The sequence below is a fragment of the Tessaracoccus zhenghani genome (assembly GCF_055326325.1).
In genome coordinates, this window is record NZ_JBUZNQ010000002.1 from 431,899 (window position 1) to 458,081 (window position 26,183).

General features: G+C 68.6%; 29 protein-coding genes and 3 tRNA genes. 12 read left to right on the forward strand and 20 right to left on the reverse strand.

Annotated elements, in window-relative coordinates; translation table 11 throughout:
* Positions 1-4 precede the first annotated feature (4 nt).
* Genes ACZK4S_RS05890 through ACZK4S_RS05905 form a run of 4 tightly spaced genes read left to right on the forward strand, consistent with a single transcriptional unit; the run spans position 5 to position 2,868 of the window.
* Entirely contained in the window at positions 5-340 is a 336-nt protein-coding gene (locus ACZK4S_RS05890) for a lycopene cyclase domain-containing protein (RefSeq protein WP_463643674.1), read from the forward strand.
* Positions 333-650 carry a lycopene cyclase domain-containing protein gene (locus ACZK4S_RS05895; protein WP_463643675.1) on the forward strand — a complete coding sequence of 106 codons (318 nt, stop codon included), beginning with the start codon at positions 333-335 and terminating at the stop codon, positions 648-650. Before ACZK4S_RS05890 ends, ACZK4S_RS05895 begins: the two co-directional genes overlap by 8 nt.
* Complete coding sequence (locus ACZK4S_RS05900) at positions 647-1,363, forward strand: class I SAM-dependent methyltransferase (protein ID WP_463643677.1); 717 nt, start codon at positions 647-649, stop codon at positions 1,361-1,363. Before ACZK4S_RS05895 ends, ACZK4S_RS05900 begins: the two co-directional genes overlap by 4 nt.
* Positions 1,360-2,868 (forward strand): FAD-dependent oxidoreductase, encoded by a 1,509-nt coding sequence (locus tag ACZK4S_RS05905; RefSeq protein WP_076060420.1) that lies wholly within the window; start codon positions 1,360-1,362, stop codon positions 2,866-2,868. The genes ACZK4S_RS05900 and ACZK4S_RS05905 overlap by 4 nt, the downstream gene beginning before the upstream one ends.
* Here ACZK4S_RS05905 and ACZK4S_RS05910 read toward each other — a convergent pair whose 3' ends face one another.
* The 3 genes from ACZK4S_RS05910 to idi are packed head-to-tail and all read right to left on the reverse strand — an operon-like array spanning position 2,869 to position 6,877.
* The gene (locus ACZK4S_RS05910) at positions 2,869-3,756 is read right to left on the reverse strand and encodes a phytoene/squalene synthase family protein (RefSeq protein WP_076060422.1); all 888 of its coding nucleotides are present in this window, start codon (positions 3,754-3,756) and stop codon (positions 2,869-2,871) included.
* Complete coding sequence (gene crtI, locus ACZK4S_RS05915; protein ID WP_463643678.1) at positions 3,756-5,225, reverse strand: phytoene desaturase family protein; 1,470 nt, start codon at positions 5,223-5,225, stop codon at positions 3,756-3,758. Before crtI ends, ACZK4S_RS05910 begins: the two co-directional genes overlap by 1 nt.
* The gene (gene idi / locus ACZK4S_RS05920; RefSeq protein ID WP_463643679.1) at positions 5,222-6,877 is read right to left on the reverse strand and encodes an isopentenyl-diphosphate Delta-isomerase; all 1,656 of its coding nucleotides are present in this window, start codon (positions 6,875-6,877) and stop codon (positions 5,222-5,224) included. Before idi ends, crtI begins: the two co-directional genes overlap by 4 nt.
* A gap of 139 nt (positions 6,878-7,016) precedes the next feature.
* Here idi and ACZK4S_RS05925 point away from each other — a divergent pair, with 139 nt between their 5' ends.
* Positions 7,017-7,880, forward strand: a complete 864-nt coding sequence (locus tag ACZK4S_RS05925) for a MerR family transcriptional regulator (protein WP_463643680.1) — start codon at positions 7,017-7,019, stop codon at positions 7,878-7,880.
* Between the two features lie 80 nt (positions 7,881-7,960).
* On the forward strand, positions 7,961-8,746 hold the full coding sequence (locus tag ACZK4S_RS05930; protein ID WP_463643681.1) for a TspO-related membrane protein: 786 nt from the start codon (positions 7,961-7,963) through the stop codon (positions 8,744-8,746).
* Here ACZK4S_RS05930 and ACZK4S_RS05935 read toward each other — a convergent pair.
* From ACZK4S_RS05935 to ACZK4S_RS05965, 7 genes are all read right to left on the reverse strand, one after another.
* On the reverse strand, positions 8,743-9,603 hold the full coding sequence (locus ACZK4S_RS05935) for an exodeoxyribonuclease III (RefSeq protein WP_182765871.1): 861 nt from the start codon (positions 9,601-9,603) through the stop codon (positions 8,743-8,745). The genes ACZK4S_RS05930 and ACZK4S_RS05935 overlap by 4 nt on opposite strands.
* 25 nt (positions 9,604-9,628) lie before the next feature.
* Positions 9,629-10,057: an HIT family protein gene (locus tag ACZK4S_RS05940; protein WP_459397338.1), complete on the reverse strand. Its 429-nt coding sequence runs from the start codon at positions 10,055-10,057 to the stop codon at positions 9,629-9,631.
* 1 nt (position 10,058) lies between these two features.
* Positions 10,059-10,946 (reverse strand): serine/threonine-protein kinase, encoded by an 888-nt coding sequence (locus tag ACZK4S_RS05945; RefSeq protein ID WP_463643682.1) that lies wholly within the window; start codon positions 10,944-10,946, stop codon positions 10,059-10,061.
* Between the two features lie 226 nt (positions 10,947-11,172).
* Positions 11,173-11,415: a DUF2249 domain-containing protein gene (locus tag ACZK4S_RS05950; protein ID WP_076060440.1), complete on the reverse strand. Its 243-nt coding sequence runs from the start codon at positions 11,413-11,415 to the stop codon at positions 11,173-11,175.
* A 112-nt stretch (positions 11,416-11,527) separates the two neighbouring features.
* Positions 11,528-13,090, reverse strand: a complete 1,563-nt coding sequence (locus ACZK4S_RS05955; RefSeq protein WP_463643683.1) for a carboxylesterase family protein — start codon at positions 13,088-13,090, stop codon at positions 11,528-11,530.
* Between the two features lie 344 nt (positions 13,091-13,434).
* Positions 13,435-13,510, reverse strand: a tRNA-Lys gene (locus ACZK4S_RS05960).
* A gap of 81 nt (positions 13,511-13,591) precedes the next feature.
* Positions 13,592-13,924 (reverse strand): thioredoxin family protein, encoded by a 333-nt coding sequence (locus ACZK4S_RS05965; protein WP_463643684.1) that lies wholly within the window; start codon positions 13,922-13,924, stop codon positions 13,592-13,594.
* Positions 13,925-14,004: 80 nt separating this feature from the next.
* Here ACZK4S_RS05965 and ACZK4S_RS05970 point away from each other — a divergent pair, with 80 nt between their 5' ends.
* Entirely contained in the window at positions 14,005-15,444 is a 1,440-nt protein-coding gene (locus ACZK4S_RS05970) for a dihydrolipoyl dehydrogenase family protein (protein ID WP_463643685.1), read from the forward strand.
* Here ACZK4S_RS05970 and treS read toward each other — a convergent pair.
* The 4 genes from treS to nadE are packed head-to-tail and all read right to left on the reverse strand — an operon-like array spanning position 15,419 to position 19,605.
* Positions 15,419-17,191 (reverse strand): maltose alpha-D-glucosyltransferase, encoded by a 1,773-nt coding sequence (treS, locus tag ACZK4S_RS05975; RefSeq protein WP_463643686.1) that lies wholly within the window; start codon positions 17,189-17,191, stop codon positions 15,419-15,421. The genes ACZK4S_RS05970 and treS overlap by 26 nt on opposite strands.
* Before the next feature lie 17 nt (positions 17,192-17,208).
* A complete protein-coding gene (locus ACZK4S_RS05980; protein ID WP_463643687.1) occupies positions 17,209-18,207 on the reverse strand; it encodes a DNA topoisomerase IB in 999 nt (332 codons plus the stop codon).
* A 7-nt stretch (positions 18,208-18,214) separates the two neighbouring features.
* A complete protein-coding gene (locus ACZK4S_RS05985) occupies positions 18,215-18,784 on the reverse strand; it encodes a cysteine hydrolase family protein (RefSeq protein WP_076060453.1) in 570 nt (189 codons plus the stop codon).
* Positions 18,781-19,605, reverse strand: a complete 825-nt coding sequence (nadE, locus tag ACZK4S_RS05990) for an NAD(+) synthase (RefSeq protein ID WP_463643688.1) — start codon at positions 19,603-19,605, stop codon at positions 18,781-18,783. The genes ACZK4S_RS05985 and nadE overlap by 4 nt, the downstream gene beginning before the upstream one ends.
* A 35-nt stretch (positions 19,606-19,640) precedes the next feature.
* On the opposite strand from nadE, the gene ACZK4S_RS05995 reads away from it, so the two are divergent.
* Positions 19,641-20,267, forward strand: coding sequence for a trimeric intracellular cation channel family protein (locus tag ACZK4S_RS05995; protein WP_463643689.1), 627 nt, complete (start codon positions 19,641-19,643; stop codon positions 20,265-20,267).
* Between the two features lie 40 nt (positions 20,268-20,307).
* Complete coding sequence (locus ACZK4S_RS06000) at positions 20,308-20,736, forward strand: DUF1801 domain-containing protein (protein ID WP_463643690.1); 429 nt, start codon at positions 20,308-20,310, stop codon at positions 20,734-20,736.
* Between the two features lie 133 nt (positions 20,737-20,869).
* Here the strand turns inward: ACZK4S_RS06000 and ACZK4S_RS06005 are convergent.
* Both ACZK4S_RS06005 and orn read right to left on the reverse strand, forming a co-directional pair.
* Positions 20,870-20,942: transfer RNA gene (locus ACZK4S_RS06005), tRNA-His, on the reverse strand.
* 64 nt (positions 20,943-21,006) lie between these two features.
* A complete protein-coding gene (gene orn / locus ACZK4S_RS06010; protein WP_463643691.1) occupies positions 21,007-21,678 on the reverse strand; it encodes an oligoribonuclease in 672 nt (223 codons plus the stop codon).
* A 60-nt stretch (positions 21,679-21,738) separates the two neighbouring features.
* On the opposite strand from orn, the gene ACZK4S_RS06015 reads away from it, so the two are divergent.
* Positions 21,739-21,811, forward strand: a tRNA-Arg gene (locus ACZK4S_RS06015).
* 53 nt (positions 21,812-21,864) lie between these two features.
* Here ACZK4S_RS06015 and ACZK4S_RS06020 read toward each other — a convergent pair.
* Entirely contained in the window at positions 21,865-22,287 is a 423-nt protein-coding gene (locus ACZK4S_RS06020; protein WP_463643692.1) for a winged helix-turn-helix transcriptional regulator, read from the reverse strand.
* Positions 22,288-22,386: 99 nt separating this feature from the next.
* Here ACZK4S_RS06020 and ACZK4S_RS06025 point away from each other — a divergent pair, with 99 nt between their 5' ends.
* On the forward strand, positions 22,387-23,457 hold the full coding sequence (locus ACZK4S_RS06025; protein ID WP_463643693.1) for an NADP-dependent oxidoreductase: 1,071 nt from the start codon (positions 22,387-22,389) through the stop codon (positions 23,455-23,457).
* A 22-nt stretch (positions 23,458-23,479) separates the two neighbouring features.
* Complete coding sequence (locus tag ACZK4S_RS06030; RefSeq protein WP_463643694.1) at positions 23,480-23,920, forward strand: alpha/beta fold hydrolase; 441 nt, start codon at positions 23,480-23,482, stop codon at positions 23,918-23,920.
* Positions 23,921-23,935: 15 nt separating this feature from the next.
* Here ACZK4S_RS06030 and ACZK4S_RS06035 read toward each other — a convergent pair whose 3' ends face one another.
* The 3 genes from ACZK4S_RS06035 to ACZK4S_RS06045 form a co-directional block, all read right to left on the reverse strand.
* Positions 23,936-24,487: a DUF1697 domain-containing protein gene (locus ACZK4S_RS06035; protein ID WP_463643835.1), complete on the reverse strand. Its 552-nt coding sequence runs from the start codon at positions 24,485-24,487 to the stop codon at positions 23,936-23,938.
* Positions 24,488-24,506: 19 nt separating this feature from the next.
* The gene (locus ACZK4S_RS06040) at positions 24,507-25,403 is read right to left on the reverse strand and encodes a metallophosphoesterase family protein (protein WP_463643695.1); all 897 of its coding nucleotides are present in this window, start codon (positions 25,401-25,403) and stop codon (positions 24,507-24,509) included.
* A gap of 120 nt (positions 25,404-25,523) precedes the next feature.
* A complete protein-coding gene (locus tag ACZK4S_RS06045) occupies positions 25,524-26,120 on the reverse strand; it encodes a 2'-5' RNA ligase family protein (protein WP_463643696.1) in 597 nt (198 codons plus the stop codon).
* Between the last annotated feature and the right edge of the window lie 63 nt (positions 26,121-26,183).

Consider the following 26,183-nt stretch of genomic DNA (forward strand, 5'->3'; position numbering starts at 1 on the left):
AGTGATGCCTGACAGCTACCAGTACCTGATCCTGATGGGCGCGTGCGTGGCGATCACCCTGCCGCTCGAGTTCGTGCTCCGCGCCCGCGTCTACCGGCGTCCCCTCCGGTTGTTGCTCGCGATGCTCCCCATGCTCGTGGTCTTCCTCGCCTGGGACGTGCTGGGCATCCTGCGCGACCACTGGACCTACAGCGAGCGCTTCACCACGGGGATCATGCTCGGAGTGCTTCCGCTCGAGGAACTGCTGTTCTTCCTGGTCATCCCCATCTGCGGGCTGCTGACGTACGAAGGTGTCGGCTACGTCCTTGGCCGCCTCCGCAGGAGGAACGACGATGCCTGAGTACACGGTCCTCACCGTTATCGGGATGCTCGCGGTCATCGCGCTGGAGGTGTTCTGGCTGCGCACCGGCCTCTTCCGCTCGCTGCAGTACTGGATCTCCATGGCCATCATCTTCTTCTTCCAGGGCCTGGTCGACGGCTGGCTCACGAAGCTCTCAGACCCCATCGTGCTCTACAACCCGGCGCACCATTCCGGCATCCGGTTCCCCTGGGACATCCCAGTTGAGGACTTCGGCTTCGGGTGGACCATGCTCACCCTCACAATGCTCGTATGGGTGACGCTCGGTCGACGAAAGGGAGAGCCCGGATGAACATGGCGGAGGCCTTCGACCGCGGTGCCCGCCGCTATGACCTCATGGTGCGGCTCAACCCCGGCTACCACCGCGAACTGCGCCGCGCGGCCGAGGCCCTGACGTCGCGGCTCGACGGTGAACCCCAGGCCCTGTTGGATCTGGCCTGCGGCTCCGGCGCCTCCACGCAGGCGTTGGCAGAGGCGGCCCCCGAGGGGTCCTACATCCTCGGCCTCGACGCGTCGCCCGGCATGCTGGAGCGCGCCCGCGCCAAGCGCTGGCCCCCGCAGGTCCGGTTCGAACGGGCCACCATCGGCGAGCTGAACCTGGACAGGTGGGCCTGCGGAACCTTCGACGGCGCACTGGCCTGCTACCTGTTCCGCAACGTGCCCGAGGAGCAGCGCGACGGCGCGGTGGCCGAGGTGTTCGAACTGCTGCGCCCCGGAGCCTGGCTGTGCGTGCAGGAGTACTCGGTGGACGGCAACAACGCCGCGCGTCGGGTGTGGGACGCGGTGAGCCGCGGGGTGATCATCCCGCTGGGCTCCGTCATCGACGGCAACCCGACGCTGTACCGCTACCTGTGGCGCAGCGTGATCGACTTCGATTCGTTGGCCACGTTCGCCGACAGGCTGAGCGCTGCCGGGTTCGTCGATGTCGCCCACCGCACGGCCGCAGGGTGGCAGCGCGGAGTGCTCCACACCTTCATCGCCCGCAAACCGGAGGAAACCCCATGAGCCAACGCCCCGGCAGGGACAAGCGCGCCGTCCGCCATCCCGGGCAGGCCGGCGCCCGTCATCTCGACGGCGGCCGCCACGCGATCGTCGTGGGCGGCGGCATCGCGGGCCTCGCGGCCGCCACCGCGCTGGCTGAGCGAGGGGTGCGCGTCACGCTGTTCGAGGCCGGAGACAGGCTGGGCGGGCGCGTCGCCGCCTGGCCGCTGGAGGACGGCCGCACCATGAGCCGCGGCTTCCACGCGTTCTTCCGCCAGTACTACAACCTGCGCCGGCTGCTGCGCCGCGCAGATGTCGACCTGTCGTTCCTCGTCCCCATCGACGACTACCCCCTGCAGCGGCCGGACGGGCTGCGCGACTCGTTCACCGGCCTGGCGAAGACGCCGCCGTGGTCTGTGCTGCAGTTTGTCGCCCGCAGCCCCGCCTTCTCACTCAAGGGGCTGGCCAAGGTGCACATCCCGGCGGCCCTCGAGCTGCTCCAGGTGCAGTTCCCCGAAACCTATGAGCGCTACGACGGCGAATCCGCCGCGGCCTTCCTGGACCGGCTCCGGTTCCCCGACGGGGCCCGCGACCTGGCGCTCGAGGTGTTCGCGCGCTCCTTCTTCGCGGACCCCCGCGAGTTCGGCGCCGGGGAACTGGTGGCGATGTTCCACACCTACTTCCTGGGCTCCGCCGAGGGCCTGCTCTTCGACGTGCCGGACGACGATTACGACACCGCCCTGTGGGCCCCGCTGGCCCGTGTGCTCGGCGGCCTTGGCGTCGACGTCCGGTTCGGCGCCGCCGTCGATTCCATCGAGCTGGGCGACAACGGCGCGGCCGTGACCGTCGGGTCTGAGCGCATCGAGGGCGACGCCGTCGTGATCGCCGCTGACCCACGGGCCGCCCGCGCGCTGGCCGCGACCGTCGACGGCGAGGGGCTCGCCGGCTGGCGCGACTCCGTGGCCGCCACGTACAACGCGCCGCCTTTCGCCGTCGTCCGCCTGTGGCTCGACACGCCCGTGCTGGCCACCCGACCCGCGTTCCTCGGCACGTCGGGCTACGGCCCTCTCGACAACGTCTCGGTGCTGGAACGCTTCGAGGACGGTGCCGCGAAGTGGGCCCAGAGCAACGGCGGTTCCGTCGTCGAGTTGCACGCCTACGCCTGCGACCCGGCCGTCATGGAGGACCGGGCCGCTGCCGACGACGTGGTGCAGCGGCTGGAGGCGGAACTGCACAGGGTGTTCCCCGAAACGGCGACGGCCGGGGTGGTGGCCCGTGAGGTGCTCATCCGCGACGACTGCACGCTGATCGGCCCCTCGGGCTGGAGCGAGCGCCCAGGCGTCACGACGCCGGACTCCCGGCTCGTGTTGGCGGGCGACTGGCTCCGCTGCGACTACCCGGTGGCCCTCATGGAGCGGGCCGCGACGACGGGCTTCCTGGCTGCCAACGAGCTGTTGGCCGGCTGGGGTGCAGCCGGCCACGACGTGTGGACCGTGCCGATGCGCGGGCTCCTCGGCGCCCGCCGCTGACTAGGCCAGCGTCGGTTGGGGGAGGCCGACGGTGAGCGTGCGCGCCACCACGCCGAGCTTCTCGCCCACTGGCACCCGGACCCGACCTGAGAAGACGTCGTAGCCGCGGGCTTCAATGCGGTCCAGGATGCGGCTGTACAGCACCAGGGCTGTGCCGACGCAGCGGCGCGACGCCGGCGGCAGCATGGGCAGCCCGGTCATCGCTTCTGCGTAGAGGGCGCGGTTGCGCTCGAACTGCTCGGCCATCATGGCCCGCCACTGCGGAGTGACCCGGCGCAGCCAGGGATCTGCGCCGTGCTTCGCCAGGTCTGCCTGGGGCAGGTAGACGCGGCCGCGGTCGAGGTCCTCCTCGATGTCGCGGAGGAAGTTCGTCAGCTGGAAAGCGTGACCCAACGCGCGCGCCGGCTCCCTCGCCTCGACGGTGTACGGCTCGAGCACCGGCAGCATCATCTCGCCGATCACGGCCGCCGAGCCCTCCATGTAGCCGTCGCGGAGGCGCTCCCAGGTGGGCCACGTCTCCGTGTGCAGGTCCAGGGCCATGGCGTCGAAGAAGCGCTCGAAGCATTCGGGGTCCGTGCCCCGGCGGCGGATGCTGTCCGCGATCGCGGCCATCACCGGATCCGACGACTTCCCGGAGGCCAGTGCCGTGAAGAACACCTGCCGGAACGCGTCGAGCCGCTCGGGAGGCGTGCCGTCCTGCGGTACCGCCAGGTCCACCCTCTCCGGCTCGTCGACGATGTCGTCGGCCAACCGGCACAGCGCGTAGACGGAGTACACATCGCGGCGCTGCGACGGAGGCAGGAGCAGCGCTCCCCAGTAGTAGGTGGTGCCGTACTGACGGGTCAGTTCACCACATCGCCGGTAGCCGGCCTCGAGCATCTGGTCCATCAGAGTTCCTCCACACGTCGGGCGGCGAGTTTGCCGGAGATGAGCACCATCGGGATGCCCACGCCGGGGGTGGTGCCGGAGCCCGCGAAGATGAGCCCCCGTGCACGTTTGTCCACGTTGCGCGGGCGGAACGGACCGGTCTGGGAGAAGACGTGCGACAGCGCGAACGGAGTGCCCGCCGCCATCCCCTGGGCCGCCCAGTCCGCAGGGGTCACCAACTCCTCGGTGACGATGTCGACGGGGTAGCCGGCGTCTTCGAGGAAACGCAGCATGCGTTCCCGCAGGCGGGGGCCTTCGAGCGCCCAGTCCAGATTGCCCACCTGCAGGTTCGGCACCGGCTCCAGCACGTAGAGCGTGTGGTGACCTGCGGGCGCGGCGTCTGGGGCGTGCACGGTCGGGACCGCCACGTAGCGCGAGGGGTCCGCCATGGGCACGCCTCGCTTGAGGAGGTCTGTGAAGGCCTCGTCCCACGCGCGTCCGAAGTGGATGTTGTGGTGGCCCGCCTGCGGAGGGAGGTCGCCCTTCACGCCCAGGTGCCACACCAGAGCCGACGGCGAGAACTTGCCCCGCCGCGCGACCCTCGGGGCCTGGAGGTCGGGCAGCAGCCGCTCGTAGGCGACGGGGAGGTCTGCCGTCACGACGACGGCTTCCGCGGGCACCACTTCGTGGTCAGCCAGCCGGACCCCGGTCACGGCACCGTCGGCTCCGCGCAGCACCCGTTCGACGGTGGCGTTGTAGCGCACCTCGACCCCGGCGTCGACAGCGGCCGCGGCCATGGCGCGCGGGACGGCGTGCATCCCGCCCTCCGGGAACCACACCCCCTCGATGGAATCCATGTACGTGATCACCGCGTACAGCGCCAAGGCCTGGGCCGGCGCGAGGCCGGCGTACATCGCCTGGAAGCTGAACACGCGGTGGAGGCGCTCGTCGTCGAAGCGACGGGAGACGGCCGGGCCGAGGCGACCGAACGCCCCGAGCCGCAGCAACTCCAGCGCCGCGGCGGGGGAGCGAAGGAGGCTCAGCGGGGAGGAGAAGTTGGTGTCGATGAAGTTGGGCACCTCCACGTCGTTGAGCCGCTTCAGCCAGGCGACGAACCGGTCGAACGCCGCGGCGTCCTTCGGGCCGCACTGGGCGAGGATCTCCTCGCGCATCAGTTCATGGCCGGGGCGCACCAGCAGCTGCGAGCCGTCGGCGAAGAAGGCGTGGTACGCGGGGTCGAGCAGCGCCATCTTCACATAGTCGCGGCTGCTGCGCCCGACGGCGGCGAAGGCCTCCTCGAGCAGGCTGAGCATGGTGAACACCACCGGCCCGGTGTCGAACCGGAAGCCGTCACGCTCCAGGATCCCGTTGCGCCCACCGGGGACCGCGTCGCGTTCCAGGAGGGTGACGCGGTGGCTGGCGCCGGCCAGATGGAGGGCTGCGGACAGGCCGGAGAGGCCTGCGCCGACGATCACTACGTTCTTGCTCATGCGTCCCGCCAAGCGACGGCGCGGGCCGCGTCGTGCAGTCCCTCGACGCCGGCGGGGGCCAGACCCACGTCGTCGAGGTGGGCGAGGGCGGCGGCCAGGTCGTCGGCGATCAGCTTCTCCAGCTCGACGTCGACGCCGGCCTCGCGCATGGCCTGTGCGAGTTTCGGGGCGTCGCTGCGGGCGAACCCGTCGGTGCCGAGCGCTTCGAGAGTGTCGCGGCTGGGGCCGGTGAGCCGTTCCCGCGCGATGGAGAGCAGCACGGTGGCCTTCGCGTCGACGAGGTCGTCTCCGGCCGGCTTCCCGGTGATGCGCGGGTCTCCCCACACGCCCAGGTAGTCGTCGCGGAGGGCGAAGGCGCGGCCGAGGAGTTCGCCGCAGGCCAGCAGTGCCTGCTCGGCCTCGGCGGAGGCGCCGGCGGCGATCGCGCCGAACTGGAGCGGCCGCATCACCGTGTAGCGCCCCGACTTCAGGCGGGCGACGGATTCGGCGTGGTGGCGGTCCCAGCGGCCGGCTACGGCGCCGGTGAGGTCCGCGCGCTGCCCGGCGATGAGTTCCACGGAGAGCCGGTACCACGTCTCGCGCAGGCGGCGGGGGAGCCCGTCGACCAGGCGGTCGGCGACGGTGTGGGCGAGGTCGCCCAACAGGACGGCCAGGCTCTCGCCGAAGCGTCGTGCCTCTCCGACGGCGGAGCTGTTGCGGTGCCAGCTCGCGGCCTCGATGTGGGCAGAGGGGTGGCCGCGGCGGGAATCAGACTCGTCCATCACGTCGTCGTGGATGAGAGCGAAGAGGTGCAGCAGTTCGAGCGCCGCGGTGATGCGCAGGAGGCGCAGGTAGGACTCGCTGCCGTGGGCGCCGCCGCCGGCGATGAAGCCCCAGTACGCCAGCCGCACGCGGATGCGCTTGCCGCCCGAGCTGAGCCGGGCCAGCCACTGGGGGAGGTCGTCGGCCAGGATGTCGACGCCGAGGTCGCCGATGAGGGCGCCCCATTCGGTGCCGAGTGCGTTGAGTTCGGCGGCGATGAGCTGGTCGACCTCGGCCACCGCTGCGTCGGGGTCGGCGGTGGAGCGGTGCTGCAGGCCGTGGGCACCGGGGAAGAGGGTGTTGATCTCCGGAACCTGGAGAGCAGCCCACGGGCTGTAGACGTGGGGGGTCGCCTCGATCGCGCGGTGCAGGTCTGCCCAGTCGATCCAGGCCCACTCGGCCACTTCCTCGGGGTTCGCCACGGGGTCCTCGTCGCCGACGAAGGCGGCGAAGACGGGGCAGATCTCGTTCTCGACGATGCCCGATGCGTCCGTGGCCTGGTAGCGGAACTGCGGCAGCAGCGATACGAGGGGACCGACGTGCAGCCCGATCTCCTCGCGGATCCGGCGTCGGGCGGCGTCCTCGATCTGCTCGCCGGGCCGGGGGTGACCGCAGGCCGAGTTGGTCCACACGCCTGGCCAGGTCTTCTTCGACAGCGCGCGGCGGGTCACGAGGACCTGCCCGGCGGCGTTGAACAGGTACGTGGAGAAGGCCAGGTGCAGAGGCGTGGAGTCGGTGTGGATGGTGAGGCGGTCTGCGCTGCCGACGGCGCGGCCCGCCTCGTCGAGGAGGATGACCTCGTCCGGATTGGAGGGGCTCGACGTGCTCTCAGCCGAAGTGTGAATTGACATCGCGACCTGTCTAACGTTTGTCTAAGGTTGATGGAACTCTAACGGGAAAGTGAGATGCAGGCAAGGCCGGTGTTCAATGTTTGTCCAAGGCTTGCTAGCGTTATGTTCGACAAGCGTTCCTCCTCAGTCTGGAGCAGAGGTGTACACAATCAAACAGGTCTCCGGGCTCACTGGTGTCTCGGAAGCGGTATTGCGTGCCTGGGAGTCCCGGTACGGCATCGTGCAACCTTCGAGATCCGAGGGTCGCTACCGCCTGTACAGCGACGAGCAGGTGGCTGTGCTGCGCGAAATGGCGGCGCTCGTGGGGGCCGGGGTGCCCGCCTCCCGGGCGGCGGCCACGCTGCTGGCGGAGGTGCCGGATGCGGCGGCTGCTGTCGGGGCGTTCCATGATGGGCCGGGCATGGTGGAGGCTGCCGCGCGCCTCGACCCGGTAGCGATGGAGGCGGCCATCGCGGCTGCGGCCCCCGTCGAGGGTTTTGAGGCGTTCGCCGACGTGTGGTTGCCGGATGGCCTCCGGGAGTTGGGGGAGGCCTGGGCCAGCGGTGAGCTGGGTGTCGCGGGGGAGCACTTCGCCAGCGCTGCCCTCATGCGCACCATCGCCGCCGCCTTCGACGCGGCCGGCCCGGCCACCGCCCCTGGCAAGGTGCTGGTGGGCCTGCCGCCCGGCGCGCGTCATGAGCTGATGTTGTTCGCCTTCGCGGCCTGCCTGCGACGGCTGGGCGCCGATGTCGTCTACCTGGGTGCCGACGTCCCCGCGGTCGAATGGGAGAGGGCGGCACGCGAGCACCGGGCCCGGGCCGCCGTCGTGGGCGTCACGTCGGTACTGAAACCTGCTGATGGTGCGCAGGAGGTGGTGAGTCGCCTGGCTGGGATCGCCCCGCCCGTGAGCGTCTGGGCCGGCGGCTCGCGGCGCTCGGAGGTGGAGGGGGCCGAGTCGCTGCCGGACGCGCCCTCCGAGGCGGCGAAGGTGTTGCACAGGGCGCTGTTGGCCGGCCGAGCGTAGGCAACCTTAGACAAACATTGAACAAAATGCACCCGTTGGGCTACTGTGGTGACATCCATCCCACAGAACGAGGACACATCATGAACCGCGACCTTCTCCGTCAACTCTGGGTCACCGTCTCCGCCGTACTCTGCGTGTACGGCACGCTGCTCGGTTTCGGCGTCGTCGGCACCCCCGTCGAGCAGTCATCGGGTGGTGCGCTGTCGGCCGACGCGACCCTGCTCGCGCCCGGTGGCGCCGCCTTCTCCATCTGGTCGGTGATCTACCTCGGCCTGTTCGCGTACACCACCTGGCAGTGGCTCCCGGCCAACAAGACGTCTGAGCGGGCCCGCGCCACCGGCTTGCTCGCCGGGGCCTCGATGCTGCTCAACGCCGCGTGGATCCTCGTGACGCAGGTCGGTTGGATCTGGGTGAGCGTGCTGGTGATCGCCGTCCTGGCTCTCGTGCTGGGCTTCATCGTGCGTAACCTCACGGCTCTTCCGGCCGCCAGCACAGCCGAGCGGATCGTCGTCGACGGCACCTTCGGCCTCTACCTCGGCTGGGTCACCGTCGCCACCTGCGCCAACGTCGCCGCCGCGGGCGATGCCTCCGGCTGGTCCGTGGGTGCGCTGGCAGACCAGGTGATCGCTGTCATCGTGCTCGCCGCTGCCGCCGGTCTCGGCGCCCTGTTCGCGTGGCAGTTCGGTGGCCGCCTGGCCGTCGCTGCGGCCGCCGGCTGGGGTCTGGCGTGGATCGCCATCGCCCGCCTCGGCGATGCGCCCGAGTCGACGCTGGTGGGCATCTCCGCCGTCGTCGCTGCGCTGATCGTCGTCGCGGCAGCCTTCCTGCTGCGTCGCCGGCCCGTGCTCAGGACGTCGGCAGCTTAGTCGCGCGACTGGGGCAGCCTCGTCCTGCCCACACGCTTCGGGTTCGACGGCGGGGGCACCACGGGGCCGATGTCGCCGTCGTAGGCCTGGTCGAGGTCGACGATGACGGGGGCGTGGTCGCTGGGCGCTTTGCCCTTCCGCGCGGCGCGGTCCACCCAGGCGGCCGCGACCCTGTCCGCCACCGGCTGGGACGCGAGCACCAGATCGATCCGCATGCCCAGGTCCTGGTGGAACATCCCGGCGCGGTAGTCCCAGTAGCTGAAGAGGCGCTCGTGCTCGGGCCAGCGGGCCCGCACGACGTCCACCAGCCTGAACGCGTCGATCCGCGCACGCTCGGCCGGGGTCACGTGGGTGTGTCCGACGTAGGCGGAGGGGTCGAACACGTCGACGTCGCTGGGGGCCACGTTCATGTCGCCGCACAGCGCGACCTCCGTGGGTCCGGCGGCAACGACGGCCGCCAGCGCGTCGAGCCACTCGAGCTTGTAGGCGTAGTGGTCTGAGCCCACGGTGCGGCCGTTGGGCACGTACAGGCTGTGGATGCGGATGCCGGCGCAGGTTGCGCTGATGGCCCGGCCCTCCGTCGCGCCGAGATAGTCGGGCTGGCCGTGAAAGTTCCGCTCCACGTCCTCCAGACCCACCCGGGACAACACCGCGACGCCGTTGAACCCGCCCAGCCCGTGGTGGGCCGCCTCGTACCCCAGTTCGGCCAGGGGAGCGGCGAAGAGATCGGTGAAGGCGTCGTCGGTCAGTTTGGTCTCCTGCAGGCAGACGACATCGGGCCGGCGGGCCTCCAGCCAGGGCAGCAGCCGCGGCATCCGTTGCTTGGCGGAGTTGACGTTCCAGGTGGCGATCCTCACCCCTCGAGGCTACCTCCGCCGTGCGTCACGAGGTGGTGAGCGCGGCGCGAAGGCGCTCCGCGTACTGGGCGGCCTCGCCCTCGGCGTATTTCGTGCGAGGCCAGAAGAATCCCCGGAGTCCGTCGCCCTTGGTGCGGGGCACCACGTGCACGTGCAGGTGGGGCACCGACTGGCTGACGACGGTGTTGATCGCGGTGAAACTGCCTTGCGCGCCGAGGGCCTCGACCACCGCTCGTGCCACGCGCTGCACGGCGGCGAAGAGGGGGGCGATCTCGTCCCCGGGCAGCTCCAGAAGCGTTTCGACGTGCTTGACGGGGCACACGAGAACATGGCCCTTGAACACCGGCCTGTGGTCGAGGAAGGCGATGATGCCCTCGTCGCGGTAGACCACCTCCGCCTCGACCTGCCCAGCCGCGAGGCCGCACACGATGTCGACGCCCGGGGAGGCGACCATGTCAGATGGTGACGGCGCGCCGCGGGAGGGCGGGGAGGGCCGCCGTGGCGTCGGGGTCGAACTCTTCTTCGCCGGCCACCGGCACCGTCTCCGGCTCGAGCAGTTTCGCCACCAGGGCAGCGGTGGGCCGCTCCTCGGGCTCCTTCGCCATGCAGGCGGTGATGAGCGACTCGAGATCAGGCGGCGTGCCCTCGGGCAGCGGCGGCGGCGGATCCTGCACGTGGGCCAGCGCGGTGGCGATGGGGCTCGTGCGGTCGAAGGGCTTCTTGCCGGTGAGCATCTCGTGGGCGAGCACGCCCAGCCCGTAGATGTCCGACGCGGGGCCAACCTGCTGGCCGAGCGCCTGCTCCGGGCTCAGGTAGTGGGCGGTGCCGAGGACCTGCCCGGTGAGGGTGCGCGAATCGCGGTCGATCGAACGGGCGATGCCGAAGTCGGTGAGCTTGGCCCCGGTTTCCGGGACCAGCACGTTGGCCGGCTTGATGTCGCGGTGGATGACGCCGGCCTCGTGGGCCACGGTCAACGCCGAGGCCAGCTCGAAGAGGATGGTTCGGGTGATCTCCGGGGACAGCGGACCGTCGGAGAGCATGCGGTACAGGGTGGGTCCGTCGACGAACTCCATCACCAGGCAAGACAGTCCGTCTTCCTCGAGGTAGTCGTGGATGGTCACGATGTTGGGGTGGGTGAGCTGCGCGGCGAAGCGCGCCTCGTCGCGGAAACGTTCCACGAGCGCAAGCTCTTCCTGGGTGTGGGGGTGCATGATCTTCAGTGCCAGTCGGCGTTCAAGAACGTCGTCGAAAGCTTCCCAGACCTGCCCCATGCCGCCTGACGCGACGTGGCCGATCAATCGATAGCGCTCCGAGAGCACCAGTCCCGGCCGTAGTCGTTGCACGACACCTCCCCGACCCACCCTCGCGGCGAGGTATCGGATCTTCCTGAGTATAACCCGGAGGGGTGTTTTCACTTGCATTCTGTCAGCGAGTCCCGGTTCTCTTCTCGCTAGTCAGCCGCTGTTGCGCCGGACAACAAGTCCTGAAATTCGGAGGGGGATTTCTGCCACATCGGACCATATGTTGGCGATGTGGCAGGAATCTCCCCGTGTGTTCCGGACTGCCGAGTCAGGCGCTCTTGTCGGTCTTGCCGATCTTCACGCGCCACACCTCGGGGCCGTTCTCCTGGTAGTCCCAGGTGTACTCGCCCGGGTGCTCAGCGGCGAACTGGTAGGAGAGCGGCTTGGGGTCGTGGTCGTTCACGAGGATGAAGGCCTCGCCGGGAGGCAGTGCGGACCAGGTGCCGAAGATGGTCGAGTGGCGCTGGGCGGGGGCGAGTTCGCGGACGTCCAGATCGGGTGTTTGCGTCATGTCCCGAGATTAGTACAGGTTGCTGGTATCAATGCAGGGGGGTCCGCGGTTTCGAGCAGAGGAACGGCCGGCCAGCCATCTCGGGGGTGATGGTTGGCCGGCCGTTCGGGGTTCATCGGCTCTGCTTGGCGATCCACTCGAAGATGGTTTCGCCCTCATCGTCGACCACGAGATTGTTGTACACGTAGTTCCACGAGTCGTGAGCGCCGAAGTAGTGCTCACCGTCGTACACGGGGCCCGCCGGGTAGCGGGCCATCTGGGCGTCCACGCCGGCGGCCAGCAGGTTCGCCAGCGTGGCGGGCTGGGAGGCGGCGGCCCAGTCGGACGTGTTGCCCACCAGGTAGACGGGGAAACCCTTGGCTGCGACGGTCGCGGCCTGCTCGGCATTGAGGTTGCCGCCGGAGGTGAGAATGGCGGCGGCGAAGTCGAGCTGGTTCTCGGTCTGCGACGTGATGAGCGGTGTCGTCATCGCGGTGCCCATGGACAAGCCGCCCACGTAGACCCGGTCGGGGTCGACGTTGTTGTCGGCGATGATCGTGGCGATCAGGGCCTCCATGTCGGCCAGCCTGTGCGCGCCCCAGCCCGTCGTGGTGGACTGCGGAGCCAACACGTAGGCCCCGTCGAGAGTGTCCTGGAACTCGGTGTCGGCGAAGGCGAGCGCGCGGTTGCCGATCAGGTTGGCGCCAGGGTTGGTGCCGTGGAAGCGCTCACCGGTGCCGTGGAACCAGACGAACAGCGGGCGCAGGTTCTCCTCGCTCGCGTTGGCCGGGGTGAAGAGCGAGTAGGTGCCGCCGCCCGGCGCATCCGCGACCTCGAACCGGTCGAAGATGGGATCGTGACGGGTGTCGCCCTGCACGTAATCATTCTCGTGAAGACCAGCGATGGCGTTCTGCTGCGTGATGTCCAACTCGATGCTGGCGAACGCGATCAACCCGTTGATGGTGTACCAGGCCGCCCGCGTGGCCGGCACGTCGTATCGGTTGGCGCTGCTGGCGCCGCTCGGTTCGGTGCGGGTGTTCCACTCGATCTCCAGCTTCACGTACTGGCCCTCTTCGGCGGGGTTGCCGTCAGCGTCCACCACGTAGGCGTCGAGGATGTTCCACTGGGCCCAGCCGTCGCCGAGCGCATAGCTCTCCTTCTCCGGATCCCAGCCGAAGTTGCCGAAGCCGCCCTGGACGCTGCCGTCGGCCTCGGTGATCCTGGCCTTGGCCGAGAACGTGTCCTTGTCGATCGCATCGGCGCTGACGGTTGCGCCGAGGTCGATGATGGCGCCCGAGTAGTAGTAGCCCGGGTTGCTCGACGTGCGGAGCGCCTCGTAGCCGATCGGTCCGCTGTACAGCGGCGGAACGACAACAGTGGCGCTCATGGTCTTCCCGTTGACCTTCGTGATCGTGAACACGACGCTCTGTTCTTGGGTGGTCTGCTGAATCCGCACGTCCAGGACGCCGTCGCGTTGCTTGTTGCTGTCGATGGCGTACGGAGCGACGACGACGTCGCCGCCGTTGCCCGACCAGGTGAGCTCCGCCGAGTTGTTGGCATTGCCGTGCCAGCCGACGGTGATCTCGCCGGAGTACCAGCCATCAAGGGAGCCGAAGTCGCCGGCCTGAAGGGTGTGCACGTTGTTGCTGGTGGGGATGTCGAGCGCCCGCGCTGGGGCGATGAATGTGAATGCCATCAGAAGTGAGATGGCGACTGTGAGGAATCTCTTCATTGTGATCTCTCTGTGTGTGTGGTTCGTTACCTGTCGTTTCCCCCGAATACGCACTTCGCCGAGGCCTCGCCGCCTCCTCGCGGCGCCGTCGGCGGTGATCCGGCACTGGACAGTGACCGGTCACGAACTGATGCTAACCATCGATGGGGTCATTAGTAGTGACGCACAACAAAAGAATCGACGGGATTTTCGGAGTTGGTCATGGGGCTGGTCTTGTTTGTCCACGAAGGGTTCGCGGGAGGCCGCCGGCGAGTCGGGCAGGGCCTTGGGAAACCAAAAAACCCCGACCGAAGTCGGGGCCTTTGGCTTGGTACACCACCAGGGACTCGAACCCTGAACCCGCTGATTAAGAGTCAGCTGCTCTGCCAGTTGAGCTAGTGGTGCGCGCGAGGAATAACTTTAGACCCTCCCCGTTCGGCTTGTCCAATCGGGGTCTCGTGGTGAAGTAAGCCCCTTGTGAGACGCCTATTCAATGATGTTCGGCAGCGCGCGGTCCAGCGCCTCGTCGATCTCCCGCGGCGAGTCCGGCCGCACCACCCGGGCGACCTCCTGGCCGTCGCGCAACAGGATCATCGTGGGCCACAACTTCACCTTGAACGAGCGCCCCAACGGAAGGCCCTTCCCATCGGCGACCCTGATGCGCTCGACGTCCGGCCGATTGCCCAACGCCTCGTTCAGCGCCGGGGCGGACCGGGCGCAGAAGCCGCACCAGTTCTGGCCGAACTCCAACGCGACGAGGCCGCGCGTTGCATCGATCTCTTCCCGTGTGGGCTGTTCATCCTGGTAGCCGAGAGTCATGTCCCCAGGCTAGGCGACCTCCCCGGCCGGAAGCCGGAGATCGGCCACATTGCCCCACCATCCGGCGCAGGATGGTGCCCATGGAGACAACGGACTTCGACCTCATCGTCATCGGCGCCGGCTCAACCGGCGAGAACGTCGCAGATCGCGCCGTCGCGGGTGGCCTCAGCGTCGCCGTGGTGGAGAGCGACCTCGTGGGCGGGGACTGCTCCTACTGGGCCTGCATGCCCTCCAAGGCGCTCATCCGGCCCGGCGAGGCGCTCCGGGCAGCGAGGGCGGTCGCGGGGGCGTCGACGGCGGTCACAGGCCCGCTGGATGTCGGGGCCGTGCTGGAACGGAGGGATTCGTTCACCTCGCACTGGGACGACACCGGCCAGGTGGAGTGGGTCGAGGGCATCGGCGCCACGCTGGTGCGGGGGGAGGGGCGCCTGACCGGCGAGCGCGAGGTCACCGTCGACACCGACGAGGGGAGCCGCGTACTGCGCGCCCGGCACGCCGTCGCGGTCTGCACGGGCACCGAACCGCTGGTCCCCGACATCCCAGGGCTGCGTGACGCGCGGCCGTGGACGAGCAAGGACGCCACCGGCGCCGAGCGGGTACCCGAGAGCCTGGTGGTCATCGGCGGCGGGGTGGTGGCCTGCGAGTTGGCTTCCGCGTTCGCCGACCTCGGTGCCGAAGTCAGCCTCATCGCCAGAAGCGGGCTGCTCGGCTCCATGGAGCCGTTCGCGGGAGAGGCCGTGGAGGGCCGGTTGCGGGAGCGTGGGGTTCAGGTCCTGACAGACGCGCGGGTCAGCCACGTGACCAGGTCGGGCGGCGAGGTCACCGTCGCGGCCGGCCACCACGGCCGGATCGTCGCCGCCGAAGTGCTGGTGGCGACGGGCAGGCGACCCCGGACCGGCGACCTCGGGCTGGAGACGGTCGGGTTGGAGCCGGGCGAGTACCTCGCCGTCGACGACACCATGCGCGTCGAGGGACACGAGTGGCTGTACGCGGTGGGCGACGTCAACGGCCGCGTCCTGCTGACCCACCAGGGCAAGTACCAGGCCCGGGCCGCCGGTGACGTGATCGCCGCCCGCGCGGGCGGCCACCCCGTCGACGATGACGACTGGGGCAGGCACGTCGCCACCGCCGACCACAGGGCGGTGCCGCAGGTGGTGTTCAGCGACCCGCAGGTCGCCTCAGTCGGTCTCACTGCAGATTCGGCGCGGGATGCCGGGGTCAGGGTGCGCACCGTGGAGTACGCCCTGGGCGACGTCGCTGGGGCGAGCCTGCACGCCGACGGCTACGACGGCCGGGTCTGCCTGGTCATCGACGAGGACCGCTCCACCGTGGTGGGCGCGACCTTCGTCGGCGCCGACGTGGCCGAGTTGTTGCACGCGGCGACGATCGCCGTCGTGGGGGAAGTGCCGCTGCGGCGACTGTGGCACGCCGTGCCGGCCTATCCGACGATGAGCGAGGTGTGGCTGCGTCTGCTGGAGGCGGCTGGCGCCGACTTCAGGAATCCGCCGGCACATCCTTGAACAGCAGCCAGGCGTAGCCGTAGGGCGGCAGCTCGATCCGGTACTGGTCGCCGATCACCTGCGGAGCTTCCGGCACGGTGCCCGACAGGACTGCGGGGGTGCGGCCGTCCAGGCCCGGCAGTTCCACCTCCACCATCTGCGGCCACGCGGTGAGGTTGTTGACACACAGCACCAGATTGGTGCCCTGCTGGCGCTCGAACGAGAACACCTCTTCAGGCCCGTCAAGCTCACGGAAGCTGCCGACGCCGAACAGTTCGTACTTGCGACGCTGGGCCAAGGTGTGGCGCAGCCAGTTCAACAGCGACTGGGGGTTGGCCTGCTGATCGGCGACATTGACCTGCTCCGGCCCGTACGGGGGAGTGGCGGGGATGGGCTTGTCGAAGAGGTACGGGTTGGCGTCGGAGAACCCGGCGCCCGGCATCTCGCGGGTCCACTGCATGGGGGTGCGCACGGCGTCGCGGTCCGGCAGCCAGATGTGGTCGCCCATGCCGATCTCGTCGCCGTAGTACAACACCGGCGACCCCGGCAGCCCCAGTAACAGCGCATGCATCAACCGGATCTGGCGCTCGTCGTTGTCCAGCAGCGGCGCGAGCCGACGGCGGATGCCCAGGTTGAGCCGCATCCGCGGCACCGGGGCGTACTCGTTCCACAGGTATTTGCGGTCCTCCTCGGTGACCATCTCGAGCGTCATTTCGTCGTGGTTGCGCAGGAACGTGGCCCACTGGCAACCCTCCGGCAAGGCGGGGGTGTCGGACAGGATCTCGGCGATCGGCAACCGCGAACCCTGCTTCAGGGCCTTGAACAGCCTGGGCATGAGCGGAAAGTGGAAGGCCATGTGGAACTCGTCGCCTTCGCCGAAGTACTCGACGGTGTCGTGGGGCCACTGGTTCGCCTCGGCGAGCAGCATCCGGCCGGGGTACTCCTCGTCAACCATCGCGCGGATTCTGCGCAGGATCTCGTGCGTTCCTGGCAGATTCTCGCAGTTGGTACCCTCCTCCTCGACGAGGTAGGGGACGGCGTCGAGGCGGAAGCCGTCGACACCGAGGTCCAGCCAGTGGCGCAGCGCGTCGAGGATCTCCTCGAGCACCTTCGGGTTGTCGTAGTTGAGGTCCGGCTGGTGCCGGTAGAACCGGTGCCAGTAGAACTGCTTGCGCACCGGGTCGAACTCCCAGTTGGACTTCTCGCTGTCCAGGAAGATGATCCGGGCGTCGGGATAGCCGCGGTCGTCGTCGCGCCAGACGTAGTAGTCGCCGTAGGGCCCGTCGGGGTTCTTCCGCGACTCCTGGAACCACGGGTGGTCTGACGACGTGTGGTTGAGGACGAAGTCGCTGACCACGCGGATGCCCCGGGCATGCGCCTCGGCCAGCAGGTTCTTCATGCCCTCCTTGGTGCCCATCTCCACCTGCACCGAGGTGAAGAAGTGCACGTCGTAGCCGCCGTCGCGCTGCGGGGAGGGGAAGAAGGGCGGGATCCAGATGCAGTCGACGCCGAGCCACTGGAGGTAGTCGAGCTTGCTGATGAGGCCGTTGAGGTCGCCTGCGCCGGTGCCGGTGCTGTCGGAGAACGAGCGCACCCACACTTCGTAGAAGACGGCGTTCATGTACCAGCAGGGGTCGTCGTTGAGGGACTGGGCGGGCGGCGGGCCGTCAGGCTTCGGCACAGCGGGGCCGGCGGCCGTCCACGTGGTGGTCGCGGGCGAGGGGTTGCCCACCGTCGGCTGGGGGATGATCCCCGGAGCGTCAGTCATGGTTTCATCCTTGCCCATCACTCCAACAACGCAAGGAGGGCCTTCTCCAGGCCCGTCTGGCGCGCGTTGGCCGAGCTGTACTTCTTCCGGGCGGCCTCGGCGATGGTGTCGCCGGATTCGTAGGCGTCGAGCACGCGCGGGTCGATGTATGACGAGCGCGCCACCGTCGGCGTGTTGCCGAGGTAGCTGGCCACTTCCTGGACCGCCTGCCTGATCGCGCGTTGCCGCGACGCCTTCGAAGTGCCCGGCTCCTCGGTCAGCGCCAGCGACTCCGCCGCGATCACCGTGGCGTGCCAGGTGCGGAAGTCCTTCGCGGTGAGCGCGCCGCCGAAGAGGTCGGAGAGGTAGGCGTTGACGTCTGCGCTGCTGAGGTCGTGCCACTGGCCGTCCCTCCGGTAGGCCAGCAGCCGCTTGGAGTCGTCGTTGCGCTTGCGCAGTCTCTCCAGCACCGTGATGGCCGGCTGGTCGTCCACCGCGATGGTGTGCGCGATCCCGGACTTCCCCGTGAACGAGAACACCAGATCGTCGCCGCGTCGGCGGACGTGCTGCCGCTCCAGGGTGGTGAGCCCGAAGGAGCCGTGCGCGTCGGTGTAGGCGTCGTTGCCGATGCGGAAGTAGCCGATGTCCAGCAGCCGCACGGCAGTGGCGCAGACGCACTCCGGCGACGAGTTCCCGAGCGCCAGGTCTGCCGAGATCCGACGCCGGGCTGACGGCAGCATCTCGGCCGCGGCCGTGATGCGCTCGAACTTGGAGCGGTCGCGCTTCAACCGCCAGTCCGGGTGGTAGAGGTACTGGCGACGGCCGGCGTCGTCGGTGCCCACGGCCTGCAGGTGGCCGTTGGGGTGGGGGCAGATCCACACGTCGGTCCAGGCGGGCGGGATGGCCAGCGCCTTGACGCGCTCCACCTCGTCCTTGGGCAGCGGGTTGCCGTCTGCGTCTGTGTAGCTGAAGCCACTGCCGCGCTTGCGGCGCGTGAAGCCCATCATGCGGGGGCTGACCCGACGGAGCCTGACCATGAGGACCTCAGGACCCAGCGAGGAGGTCGAGGCTCTCGCGCTGGGTGAGCACCGGCTGGCGCATCTCCTCGCGGAGGAAGTCGAGTAGGGCTTCGGCGAGCGGACGATGGTCCGACGCGATGGCGTCACCGGCGACGTAGGCGCGGAAGTTGTGCGCGAAGGCGCCGATGGCGGTCTGGGCCACGCAGCTGTGGGTGGACACCCCGCAGATCAGCAGGCGGTCGATGCCGAGGAAGTCGAGTTGTTCCTTCAGGTTGGTGCCGAAGAAGGCGTTGTCGCGGGTCTTGACGATCTCGACGCAGTCGGTGGTGTCGAGGCCGTCCAGGAATTCCGCCTGTTCGCTGCCGGGAAAGGCGAAGCCCTGGTCGTCCTCCAGCATGTTGAGGGTCCAGGTGGACTTGTCGGGCTCGTGCTGGGTCCGCACCAGGATCACCGGGCGGCCGTTGGCGCGGGCCGAGGCGATCAGCTCGTTGGTGGGCGGCAGGAGGAGTTCCTCCTTGCCGGCGAGGCCGGGCAGTTCGAAGTAGGACTTCTGGAGGTCGATGACCACCAGCGCCAGTCCGGCGTCGCCGCTCATCCCCGCCACCAGGTGTCGAAGATCGTCACCGGCACCGTCCGCTTGTGCCGGCTGCGCAGCCAGGTCTGCTCGATCCGCTCCGCGGAGGCCGCAGGGACCTCGCGGCCCTCGAGGTAGTCGTCGATGTCGTCGTAGGGGACGCCGAGCTCCACCTCGTCCGGCTGGCCCACCTTGTCGTCGAGGAGATCTGCGGTGGGCACCTTGCCCCACAGCTGTTCAGGCGCACCCAGGTGTTTCAGGAGCTGACGGTTCTGGCGCTTGTTGAGGCCGAACAGCGGCAGGATGTCCGCGCCGCCGTCGCCGAACTTCGTGAAGAAGCCCATGACGGATTCCGCGCCGTGGTCCGTGCCCAGCACGAGCGCGTTGTTGTCGCCTGCCACGGCGTACTGCGCCACCATGCGGATGCGGGCCTTGACGTTGCCCTTGTTGAAGTCGGTGATCTCCTCGCTGACGGCCGTGGCGTACTCGTCCTCGAAGCCGTCGACGGCGCGGCCGACGTTGAAGGCGAGGTCGCGGTCCGCGCCCACGAAGTCCATCGCGGCCTGCGCGTCGGCCTCGTCGTGCTGCACGTTGTAGGGCAGCCGCATGGCGTAGAAGGTGGCGTCGCCGCCCTGCGCGCGCACCCGCTCCGCGGCGAGTTGCGCGATCCTCCCGGCGAGCGTGGAGTCGATGCCGCCTGAGATGCCGAGCACGTAGCCACGGGTGTGGGAGGCGGCGAGGTAGTCAACGAGGAACTGGATGCGCCGCTCGATCTCCTGCGCAGGATCGATCTCGGGCCGCACACCGAACTCTTCGATGATGGTCTGCTGAAGTTCACGCATCACCCCATTGTGCTGGATGGTGGCACCATTGGCCCGTGGATGCGTTCGATCCCTCGGTGCTTTTCCGGGTCGTTGACGTGGCGGGTGTGGTCGCCAACGGGCTACTCGGGGCCCTTGTGGCGCGCAGGTTGCGGTTCGACATCATCGGTTTCCTGTTCCTCGCCATCCTCACTGGCCTGGGAGGGGGCATGCTCCGCGATGTGCTGTTGACCACCCGTCCCGTTGCGTTCATCGACCCGCTGTACCTCGTGGGCGCAGTCAGCGCCGCGGGGGTCGCCTACCTGCTGACGTTCAGGGGCCGATGGATGAGCCGGCTGCTGACCTCGCTGGACATGCTCGCGCTGGGCTGTTGGAGCGCCACCGGCACCATCAAGGCGTTGGGCTTCGGGCTCGACCCGCTGCCCGCCATTCTGCTGGGCGTGCTGACTGCCGTGGGCGGGGGGATGATCCGCGACGTCGTCACGGGGCGCATCCCGGTGGTGTTCGGCGGTAACACGCTCTACGCCTCCGTGGCGGTGATCGGGGCAGCGGAGAGCCTGATCCTCACGCAGCTGGGGTACCCGAACCTGGGCATGGCGGCGTCGATCCTGACGTGCACCGTGCTGGGGCTCTTGGCGCACCGCTACCGGTGGACGCTGCCCCAGAAGGGCGAGGCCCGCTGAAAGTGCTGGCCATTTGTCGCAGGCCGGGTGAGGATGGGGCATGGAGGACATTGCACATACCCAGGACGGCCCGAAGCTGCTCTCTGGCGGCAACCCGCAGATCCCGAAGGGCGAAGGACCCGGCCCGGTGCGCGACTACATCGCCGCGATGCCCGGCTGGAAGCAGCCCATCGGGCAACGCCTGGACGAGCTGATCGCCGAGGCGGTTCCGGACGTCCGCAAGGCCGTGAAGTGGAACCAGCCCCACTACGGGAACGAGGGGGACGGCTGGTTCCTGTCGTTTCGTTGCTACACGAAGTACGTCCAGGTGCAGTTCCTCAAGGGCACCTCGTTGGAGCCCATGCCGCCGAAGGAATCGAAGCATGCGGAGGTGCGCTACCTGGACGTCCATGAGGACGACGACCTGGACGAGGCCCAGCTGAGGTCCTGGATCGAGCAGGCGAGCAAGTTGCCCGGCGAACGGATGTAGGCCGGGGGTCAGTCCGCAGAGGCGCCAGCTGGTGGCGGTCTGCGCGGCCGGGAGGTCGTCGACGGTGAGGGTCATCCGCAACTCAGCGGCAAAGCAATCGGCCCCAGCAGAAGCCGGGGCCGATTTACTTCGGGGTGAGTAACGGGACTTGAACCCGCGACTTCCTGGACCACAACCAGGTGCTCTACCAGCTGAGCTATACCCACCATCGCCGGTTGATCCGGCAGCCACTAATCGTAGCGGATGCGATTGGTCAGCGCGAATCGAGCGTCAGACCTCGTCGACGGAGGCCTCAACGGGCGTCTCGACGGGGGGAGAGACGGCCGTGGATCCGGTGGCGCCGGTGAGCGCCCCGCGGTGGCGGGCGGCGATCTCTCGCAACTGTGACGACGTGGGGCCCGGGCGGGGGACGAACAGCGCGTCGCGGTAGTAACGCAGTTCCTCGATGGATTCCTGGATGTCGGCCAGGGCGCGGTGGTTGCCGGACTTCACGGGGGCCAGGTACTGCACCCGGGGGTACCAGCGGCGGGCCAGTTCCTTGATGGAGGACACATCCACGTTGCGGTAGTGCACCCACTGCTCGAGCTCCGGCATGTCGCGGGCGAGGAAGGCGCGGTCGGTGCCGATGGTGTTGCCCGCGAGGGGCGCCTTGCGGGCGATGGGCACGTGGGTGCGGACGTAGTCGAGCACCTGCGCCATGGCGTCGTCCATGGTGGTGCCGGCGTTGAGTTCGTCGAGGAGGCCGGACTTGGTGTGCATCTCGCGGACGAAGTCGCCCATGGCGGTGAGTTGCTCGTCGGACGGCTTGATGAGCACGTCGACGCCGTCGCCGAGGACGTTGAGGTCGCCGTCGGTCACGAGGGCGGCGACCTCGATCAACGCGTCGGCCCCGAGGTCGAGACCCGTCATCTCGCAGTCGATCCACACCAGTTTTTCGCTCATGGGCACCAACCTATGACTCCGGGCCACCTGCACGCCAACGGGCTACACTGTTTGGCCGAAGCCCCAGTAGCTCAGCGGATAGAGCAACAGCCTTCTAATCTGTAGTGCGCAGGTTCGATTCCTGCCTGGGGCGCTTCACATCCCGCCGGGAGAGCGACAGTGGCTTGGCTGCGGATCGGGGGGCGGCTAGCTGTCGATGGTCGGGGCTGCAAGGTGGGCGTGGCGCAGCGCGTCGAGGTGGGCCTGTTGCTCCTGGGTGCTGTTGCCCAGGGCGGGGGCGTAGCGACCTGTAGAGGGGTCGATTCGGGCGCCCAGGTGGCCCAGCTCAACCAGCAGCGGCACCGTGGACAGCCCGAGCTCGGTGAGTGAGTAGCGGCCCTGCTTGCCGCGCGCGACGGCGGTCTTGGTCAGGAAGCCTGACGCCACGAGGTCTGCCAGTCGCCGGGACAGCACGGGGGCGCTGATGCCTTCGTCGCTACCGGTGAGCAGCTCACGGAACGAGCGGCGGTCGTGCAGTGCGATGTCGCGCAGGATCAGCAGGCTCCACTGGTCGCCCAACATCTCGAGGCTGCGGTTGATGGGGCAGTCCGAGCGTGGATCGGGGATCATCGCGCCTCCAGTCCAGTAGTTGCGTTCTGTTATCAGTGAGTCTACGCTAGCGAAGTAGTAACAAACAAGAACTACTTGGTTCGCAACGAGGAGCAGATCGTGAAGGCATTCGTCCTGGAGAAGTACGGCGCGCCCATGCGGGAGGTGTCGATCCCAGTGCCTGCCCCGGGCCCCCGGCAGGCGCTGGTGCGGATGGTTGCATCGGGCGTCAACCACGCCGACGAGCGCAGCCGTGCGGGGGAGTTCAAGGCCGTGTTCCGGCTCGCCCTGCCCCAGGTGATGGGTGGGGAACTGTCCGGTGAGGTGGTCGCGGTCGGTGAGCAGGTGACGGAGGTCACCGTCGGGGACGAGGTCTACGCCTACACGGGCGTGATCGCGATGGGCACCTTCGCTGAGGTTGTTGCCGTCGATGTCGACGCCTTGGCCCCGAAGCCGGCGTCCACTGATCTGGCTGAGGCGGCGTCGCTGCCGGTGGTGGCGTTGACCGCCTGGCAGGCTCTGGTCGAGCTCGGACACCTGCAGCCCGGGCAGCGGGTACTGGTACACGGCGGATCCGGCGGTGTCGGATCGGTGGCCATCCAACTGGCCAAGCACCTCGGCGCAACCGTGATCACCACCGCCTCGGCGGGCAATGCCGGGTTCGTGCGCGAACTGGGCGCTGATGAGGTGATCGACTACCGCACCGAAGACTTCGTCGCCCGCCTCGCAGACAACCCCGTGGACCTCGTCCTGGACACCCAGGGCGGCGACATCACCACCAAGTCGCTCCAGGTGCTGCGCCCCGGCGGCACCGTCATCGGGATCGCCGGCACCCCCGACCCACACCTGGCCGACCAAGCCGGCGCGGGCAAACTCGTCAAGCTGGCCCTGGCCGCCTTGAGCCTGCCGCTTCGCCGACGGGCCAAGAAACTCGGCGTCTCCTACCGGTTCCTGTTCATCCACCCCGACGGCCAGGCGCTGCGCACGATCGCCGCCCTGGTCGACCAGGGCGCGCTGCGCCCGGTCATCGACCGGGTCCTGCCGTTCGGCCAGACCCCCGAGGCGCTGAAGCAGGTCCTGGCCGGCGGGACCCGCGGCAAGGTCGTCGTCACCACCCAGCCCGACCTGCACCAACCCAGGCAGCACGGACTTGGCCTCGACCCACGTCGAGAGACCACCCCCGATGCCTGAGACCTCTCTATCGGATCGTCCCATGACCTGGGTCACCACCCCCACCCGCCGCCACAGCGTCGGCGGCGATTCCTTGGCCTATCGCGACCTCGGGCCGCTCGGTGGAACGCCGGTGGTTCTGCTCACCCACCTGGGGGCCACCCTGGACGAGTGGGATCCCCGCGTGGTTGACGCCCTCGCCCAGCAGCATCGCGTCATCGCGCTGGGGGCACTGCCCGGGGCGGGAGACGCCACCGGCCGCTGGAGCATCCAGGGCATGGCCGACACGGTGCGCGCCCTCGTCGCCACTCTGGGCCTGGACCGGATCGACCTGTTCGGGTTCTCGCTGGGCGGGTTCATCGCCCAACAGGTGGCCCTCGACGCGCCCGAGCTCGTGCGGCGCCTCGTTGGCGCTGGCGCGGCTTGTCCGCCGTATCCCCGGTTCCTAGGACGCTCGCTCAAGCAAACATCCCTGGGGGCGTGATCGACATGGACGAGCTCAGTCTGGTCCATCCCTACCCCGGCAGATCCCGGTGAGGATCGTCAACCGTGCGACGAGTCGCTGCATCGTGGGGATTCCACGGCAGGTCACGGGGACGCCGAGCAACCGGGTCAGCTCCGGGCCGGCGGAGATTCCTGAACCGGTGGCGCTCGTGACCGCGTGATCGCAGGTGAGTTCGTGCACAACGAGCTCACCGGTGGGAACGCGCTCGACGTGAGGCAGCACGAGTTCTGGGACGCTGGCGGCGTTGAAGAGGGTGAACTCGCCGCCAGGTAGGTCGGGAGTGAGGTGCCCAACTGTGTCGATGAGCCAGTCCGCTGAGCGGACCACAACAAGGTCGGAGTAGCCCGTGACAGCTGTGAGGCGGGCGACCACGGACTCCGCGAGTGCAGCGGGTTCGTCGCCGGAGAAGATCACGGTCCCGTTCGTCTGGAAGTTCACGGCACGGGTCGCGCCGGCCGCAGCGAAGGCATCCAACAGCTCGGGGCTGCGCGGTGACCGGCTCCGCGCCTGGCCGAGGTTCATGTTCCGGAAGAACGCCACCTCCATGCTCACGTGCCCATCGCGTTCAGCTGTGGCGGAGATCGAACTTCGACAGCGGTTCGGGTCCCGCCATCACCCGGCGGGTGACCTGCAGGAGCGCGTCCTCGTTCGGATCCACGCGCCAGCGCACCAGAGCGATGGTGCCACCCGTGATTTCCAAGGCGGTGATGTGGGACGGGTAGACGCAGCTGCCCGAGTTGAAGTAGGGCACACCGCTCTCGCGGGGGAACCTCTCGCGGTGGGTGTGGCCGCAGATGAGCGCCGTCCGGTTCTGACGGATCCACTTCGCGTAGTTGCGCTCCACCTTGTGCCGCTTGTCCGCGTTGGCCACCGGGCTCGTGGGGCTGTGGAAACCGAAGGCGTGCGCATACCTCCAGAAGGCGCGCATCATGAACCGGCTGAATCGCCATGCCTGGTCGTTGGGAAGGTCACCCTGGTGCCCGTGCACCAGCAGGATGTCCTGGTGCGTCTGCTTGTGCCGGAACACGACCGCTTCCACCGGCTCCAAGCCGTCGAAGAACGGCTCCACCTCGCCGGTGGCGACGTCCTTCGCGGTCCACAGATGCTCGCGAACGTAGTGGGGCTCCTTCAACACAATGTCGTGGTTGCCCCACATCCGGATATACCTGTCGGCACGGTGGAACTGGAGCACCTGTTCCCACACGGCGCGGTTGGCTCTGATGATGTGCTTGTAGTCGTGCTCCCAGAGCTCGTCGCCGTCACCGGCCTCCACATAGGTGAACCCGTTGCGCCAGTAGTAGTCCATCGCTGCCGTGAACGTGTTCTTGTTCTTCAGGAACTCGTCGGACTTCGAGCCGTCCCCGCGATGGCAGTCGCTCATGATCACGTAGCGCGAGGTGTCGTCGATCAACTCAATCCGGGCATCTCTGTAGGCCTCCGAGAGACGTGTCATCGTCTTCACGGGAATCACCGCCCTTCGCTGGCTTCTCTTCGATCATAGGTCTGCGCTGCTGCCGTCGTCCCCGATTTCTCGACGGGCCACTGCCGAACCGGGCGAGCCTCAGAGCGGTCTGAACCGCCCTCAATCAGCGTCGAGGGTCCAGTTGGCGAGCTCGATCCAGTCGAACCAGCCCAACTCCGGGCGCACCGTGACGGACACCAGATGGACGGAACCGATGCGCACGGGACCCACCTCGGGGGCGCCCTCGAGTCGGTGCAGGAGCTCCGCGTCGTCGACATCACCGGTGGCATAAGCCAGGGAGATGTGGGGGCCGTACGGCGCCCCGAGGACGTCGCCGCCGAAACTGGCCGCCGCACGGCCGACGGCCTCGACCAGCGACACCCACGCTGAAGTCGAGTCCGCGACGCATTCCACGGCGACAGGTTGGGGCTGCGGCGCGCTCAGGTGGAGGTCGAAGGCGCGGACGGTGTCGAGCTCGTCGGTCAGGTGCTGCGCGAGGCGGCTGAGGTCCGCGTGCTTCAGGTCGTCGAACTGGGCCAGCCGGCGCACGGTGAAGTGCCTCCACGAGGCGGGCATCAGAGGAAGGTTCGGCAGGCCGTCGAGACGGGACGCGGCCTCGTCTAGGCGGTCCTGGACGTCGTCTGTGGGGAGGGCGTACACGTGGAGCGACCCGTCGTTCTGGGTCCAGGGGATCATCTGCTCGAAGAAGCTGCGCATGGCGCTGAGCCTAGCGATGGGAAGCGAGCGGCGGATCCTCGGGCGCAGGACGATCGGCCGGTA

Coding starts and splice junctions, on each gene's coding strand:
- ACZK4S_RS05890 (WP_463643674.1), top strand. CDS start 5: ATGCCTGACAGCTACCAGTACCTGATCCTGATGGGCGCGTGCGTGGCG.
- ACZK4S_RS05895 (WP_463643675.1), top strand. CDS start 333: ATGCCTGAGTACACGGTCCTCACCGTTATCGGGATGCTCGCGGTCATC.
- ACZK4S_RS05900 (WP_463643677.1), top strand. CDS start 647: ATGAACATGGCGGAGGCCTTCGACCGCGGTGCCCGCCGCTATGACCTC.
- ACZK4S_RS05905 (WP_076060420.1), top strand. CDS start 1,360: ATGAGCCAACGCCCCGGCAGGGACAAGCGCGCCGTCCGCCATCCCGGG.
- ACZK4S_RS05910 (WP_076060422.1), bottom strand. CDS start 3,756: ATGGACCAGATGCTCGAGGCCGGCTACCGGCGATGTGGTGAACTGACC.
- crtI (WP_463643678.1), bottom strand. CDS start 5,225: ATGAGCAAGAACGTAGTGATCGTCGGCGCAGGCCTCTCCGGCCTGTCC.
- idi (WP_463643679.1), bottom strand. CDS start 6,877: ATGTCAATTCACACTTCGGCTGAGAGCACGTCGAGCCCCTCCAATCCG.
- ACZK4S_RS05930 (WP_463643681.1), top strand. CDS start 7,961: ATGAACCGCGACCTTCTCCGTCAACTCTGGGTCACCGTCTCCGCCGTA.
- ACZK4S_RS05940 (WP_459397338.1), bottom strand. CDS start 10,057: ATGGTCGCCTCCCCGGGCGTCGACATCGTGTGCGGCCTCGCGGCTGGG.
- ACZK4S_RS05950 (WP_076060440.1), bottom strand. CDS start 11,415: ATGACGCAAACACCCGATCTGGACGTCCGCGAACTCGCCCCCGCCCAG.
- ACZK4S_RS05955 (WP_463643683.1), bottom strand. CDS start 13,090: ATGGCATTCACATTCATCGCCCCAGCGCGGGCGCTCGACATCCCCACC.
- ACZK4S_RS05965 (WP_463643684.1), bottom strand. CDS start 13,924: ATGACTCTCGGCTACCAGGATGAACAGCCCACACGGGAAGAGATCGAT.
- ACZK4S_RS05970 (WP_463643685.1), top strand. CDS start 14,005: ATGGAGACAACGGACTTCGACCTCATCGTCATCGGCGCCGGCTCAACC.
- treS (WP_463643686.1), bottom strand. CDS start 17,191: ATGACTGACGCTCCGGGGATCATCCCCCAGCCGACGGTGGGCAACCCC.
- ACZK4S_RS05980 (WP_463643687.1), bottom strand. CDS start 18,207: ATGGTCAGGCTCCGTCGGGTCAGCCCCCGCATGATGGGCTTCACGCGC.
- ACZK4S_RS05985 (WP_076060453.1), bottom strand. CDS start 18,784: ATGAGCGGCGACGCCGGACTGGCGCTGGTGGTCATCGACCTCCAGAAG.
- nadE (WP_463643688.1), bottom strand. CDS start 19,605: ATGCGTGAACTTCAGCAGACCATCATCGAAGAGTTCGGTGTGCGGCCC.
- ACZK4S_RS06000 (WP_463643690.1), top strand. CDS start 20,308: ATGGAGGACATTGCACATACCCAGGACGGCCCGAAGCTGCTCTCTGGC.
- orn (WP_463643691.1), bottom strand. CDS start 21,678: ATGAGCGAAAAACTGGTGTGGATCGACTGCGAGATGACGGGTCTCGAC.
- ACZK4S_RS06020 (WP_463643692.1), bottom strand. CDS start 22,287: ATGATCCCCGATCCACGCTCGGACTGCCCCATCAACCGCAGCCTCGAG.
- ACZK4S_RS06030 (WP_463643694.1), top strand. CDS start 23,480: ATGACCTGGGTCACCACCCCCACCCGCCGCCACAGCGTCGGCGGCGAT.
- ACZK4S_RS06035 (WP_463643835.1), bottom strand. CDS start 24,487: ATGGAGGTGGCGTTCTTCCGGAACATGAACCTCGGCCAGGCGCGGAGC.
- ACZK4S_RS06045 (WP_463643696.1), bottom strand. CDS start 26,120: ATGCGCAGCTTCTTCGAGCAGATGATCCCCTGGACCCAGAACGACGGG.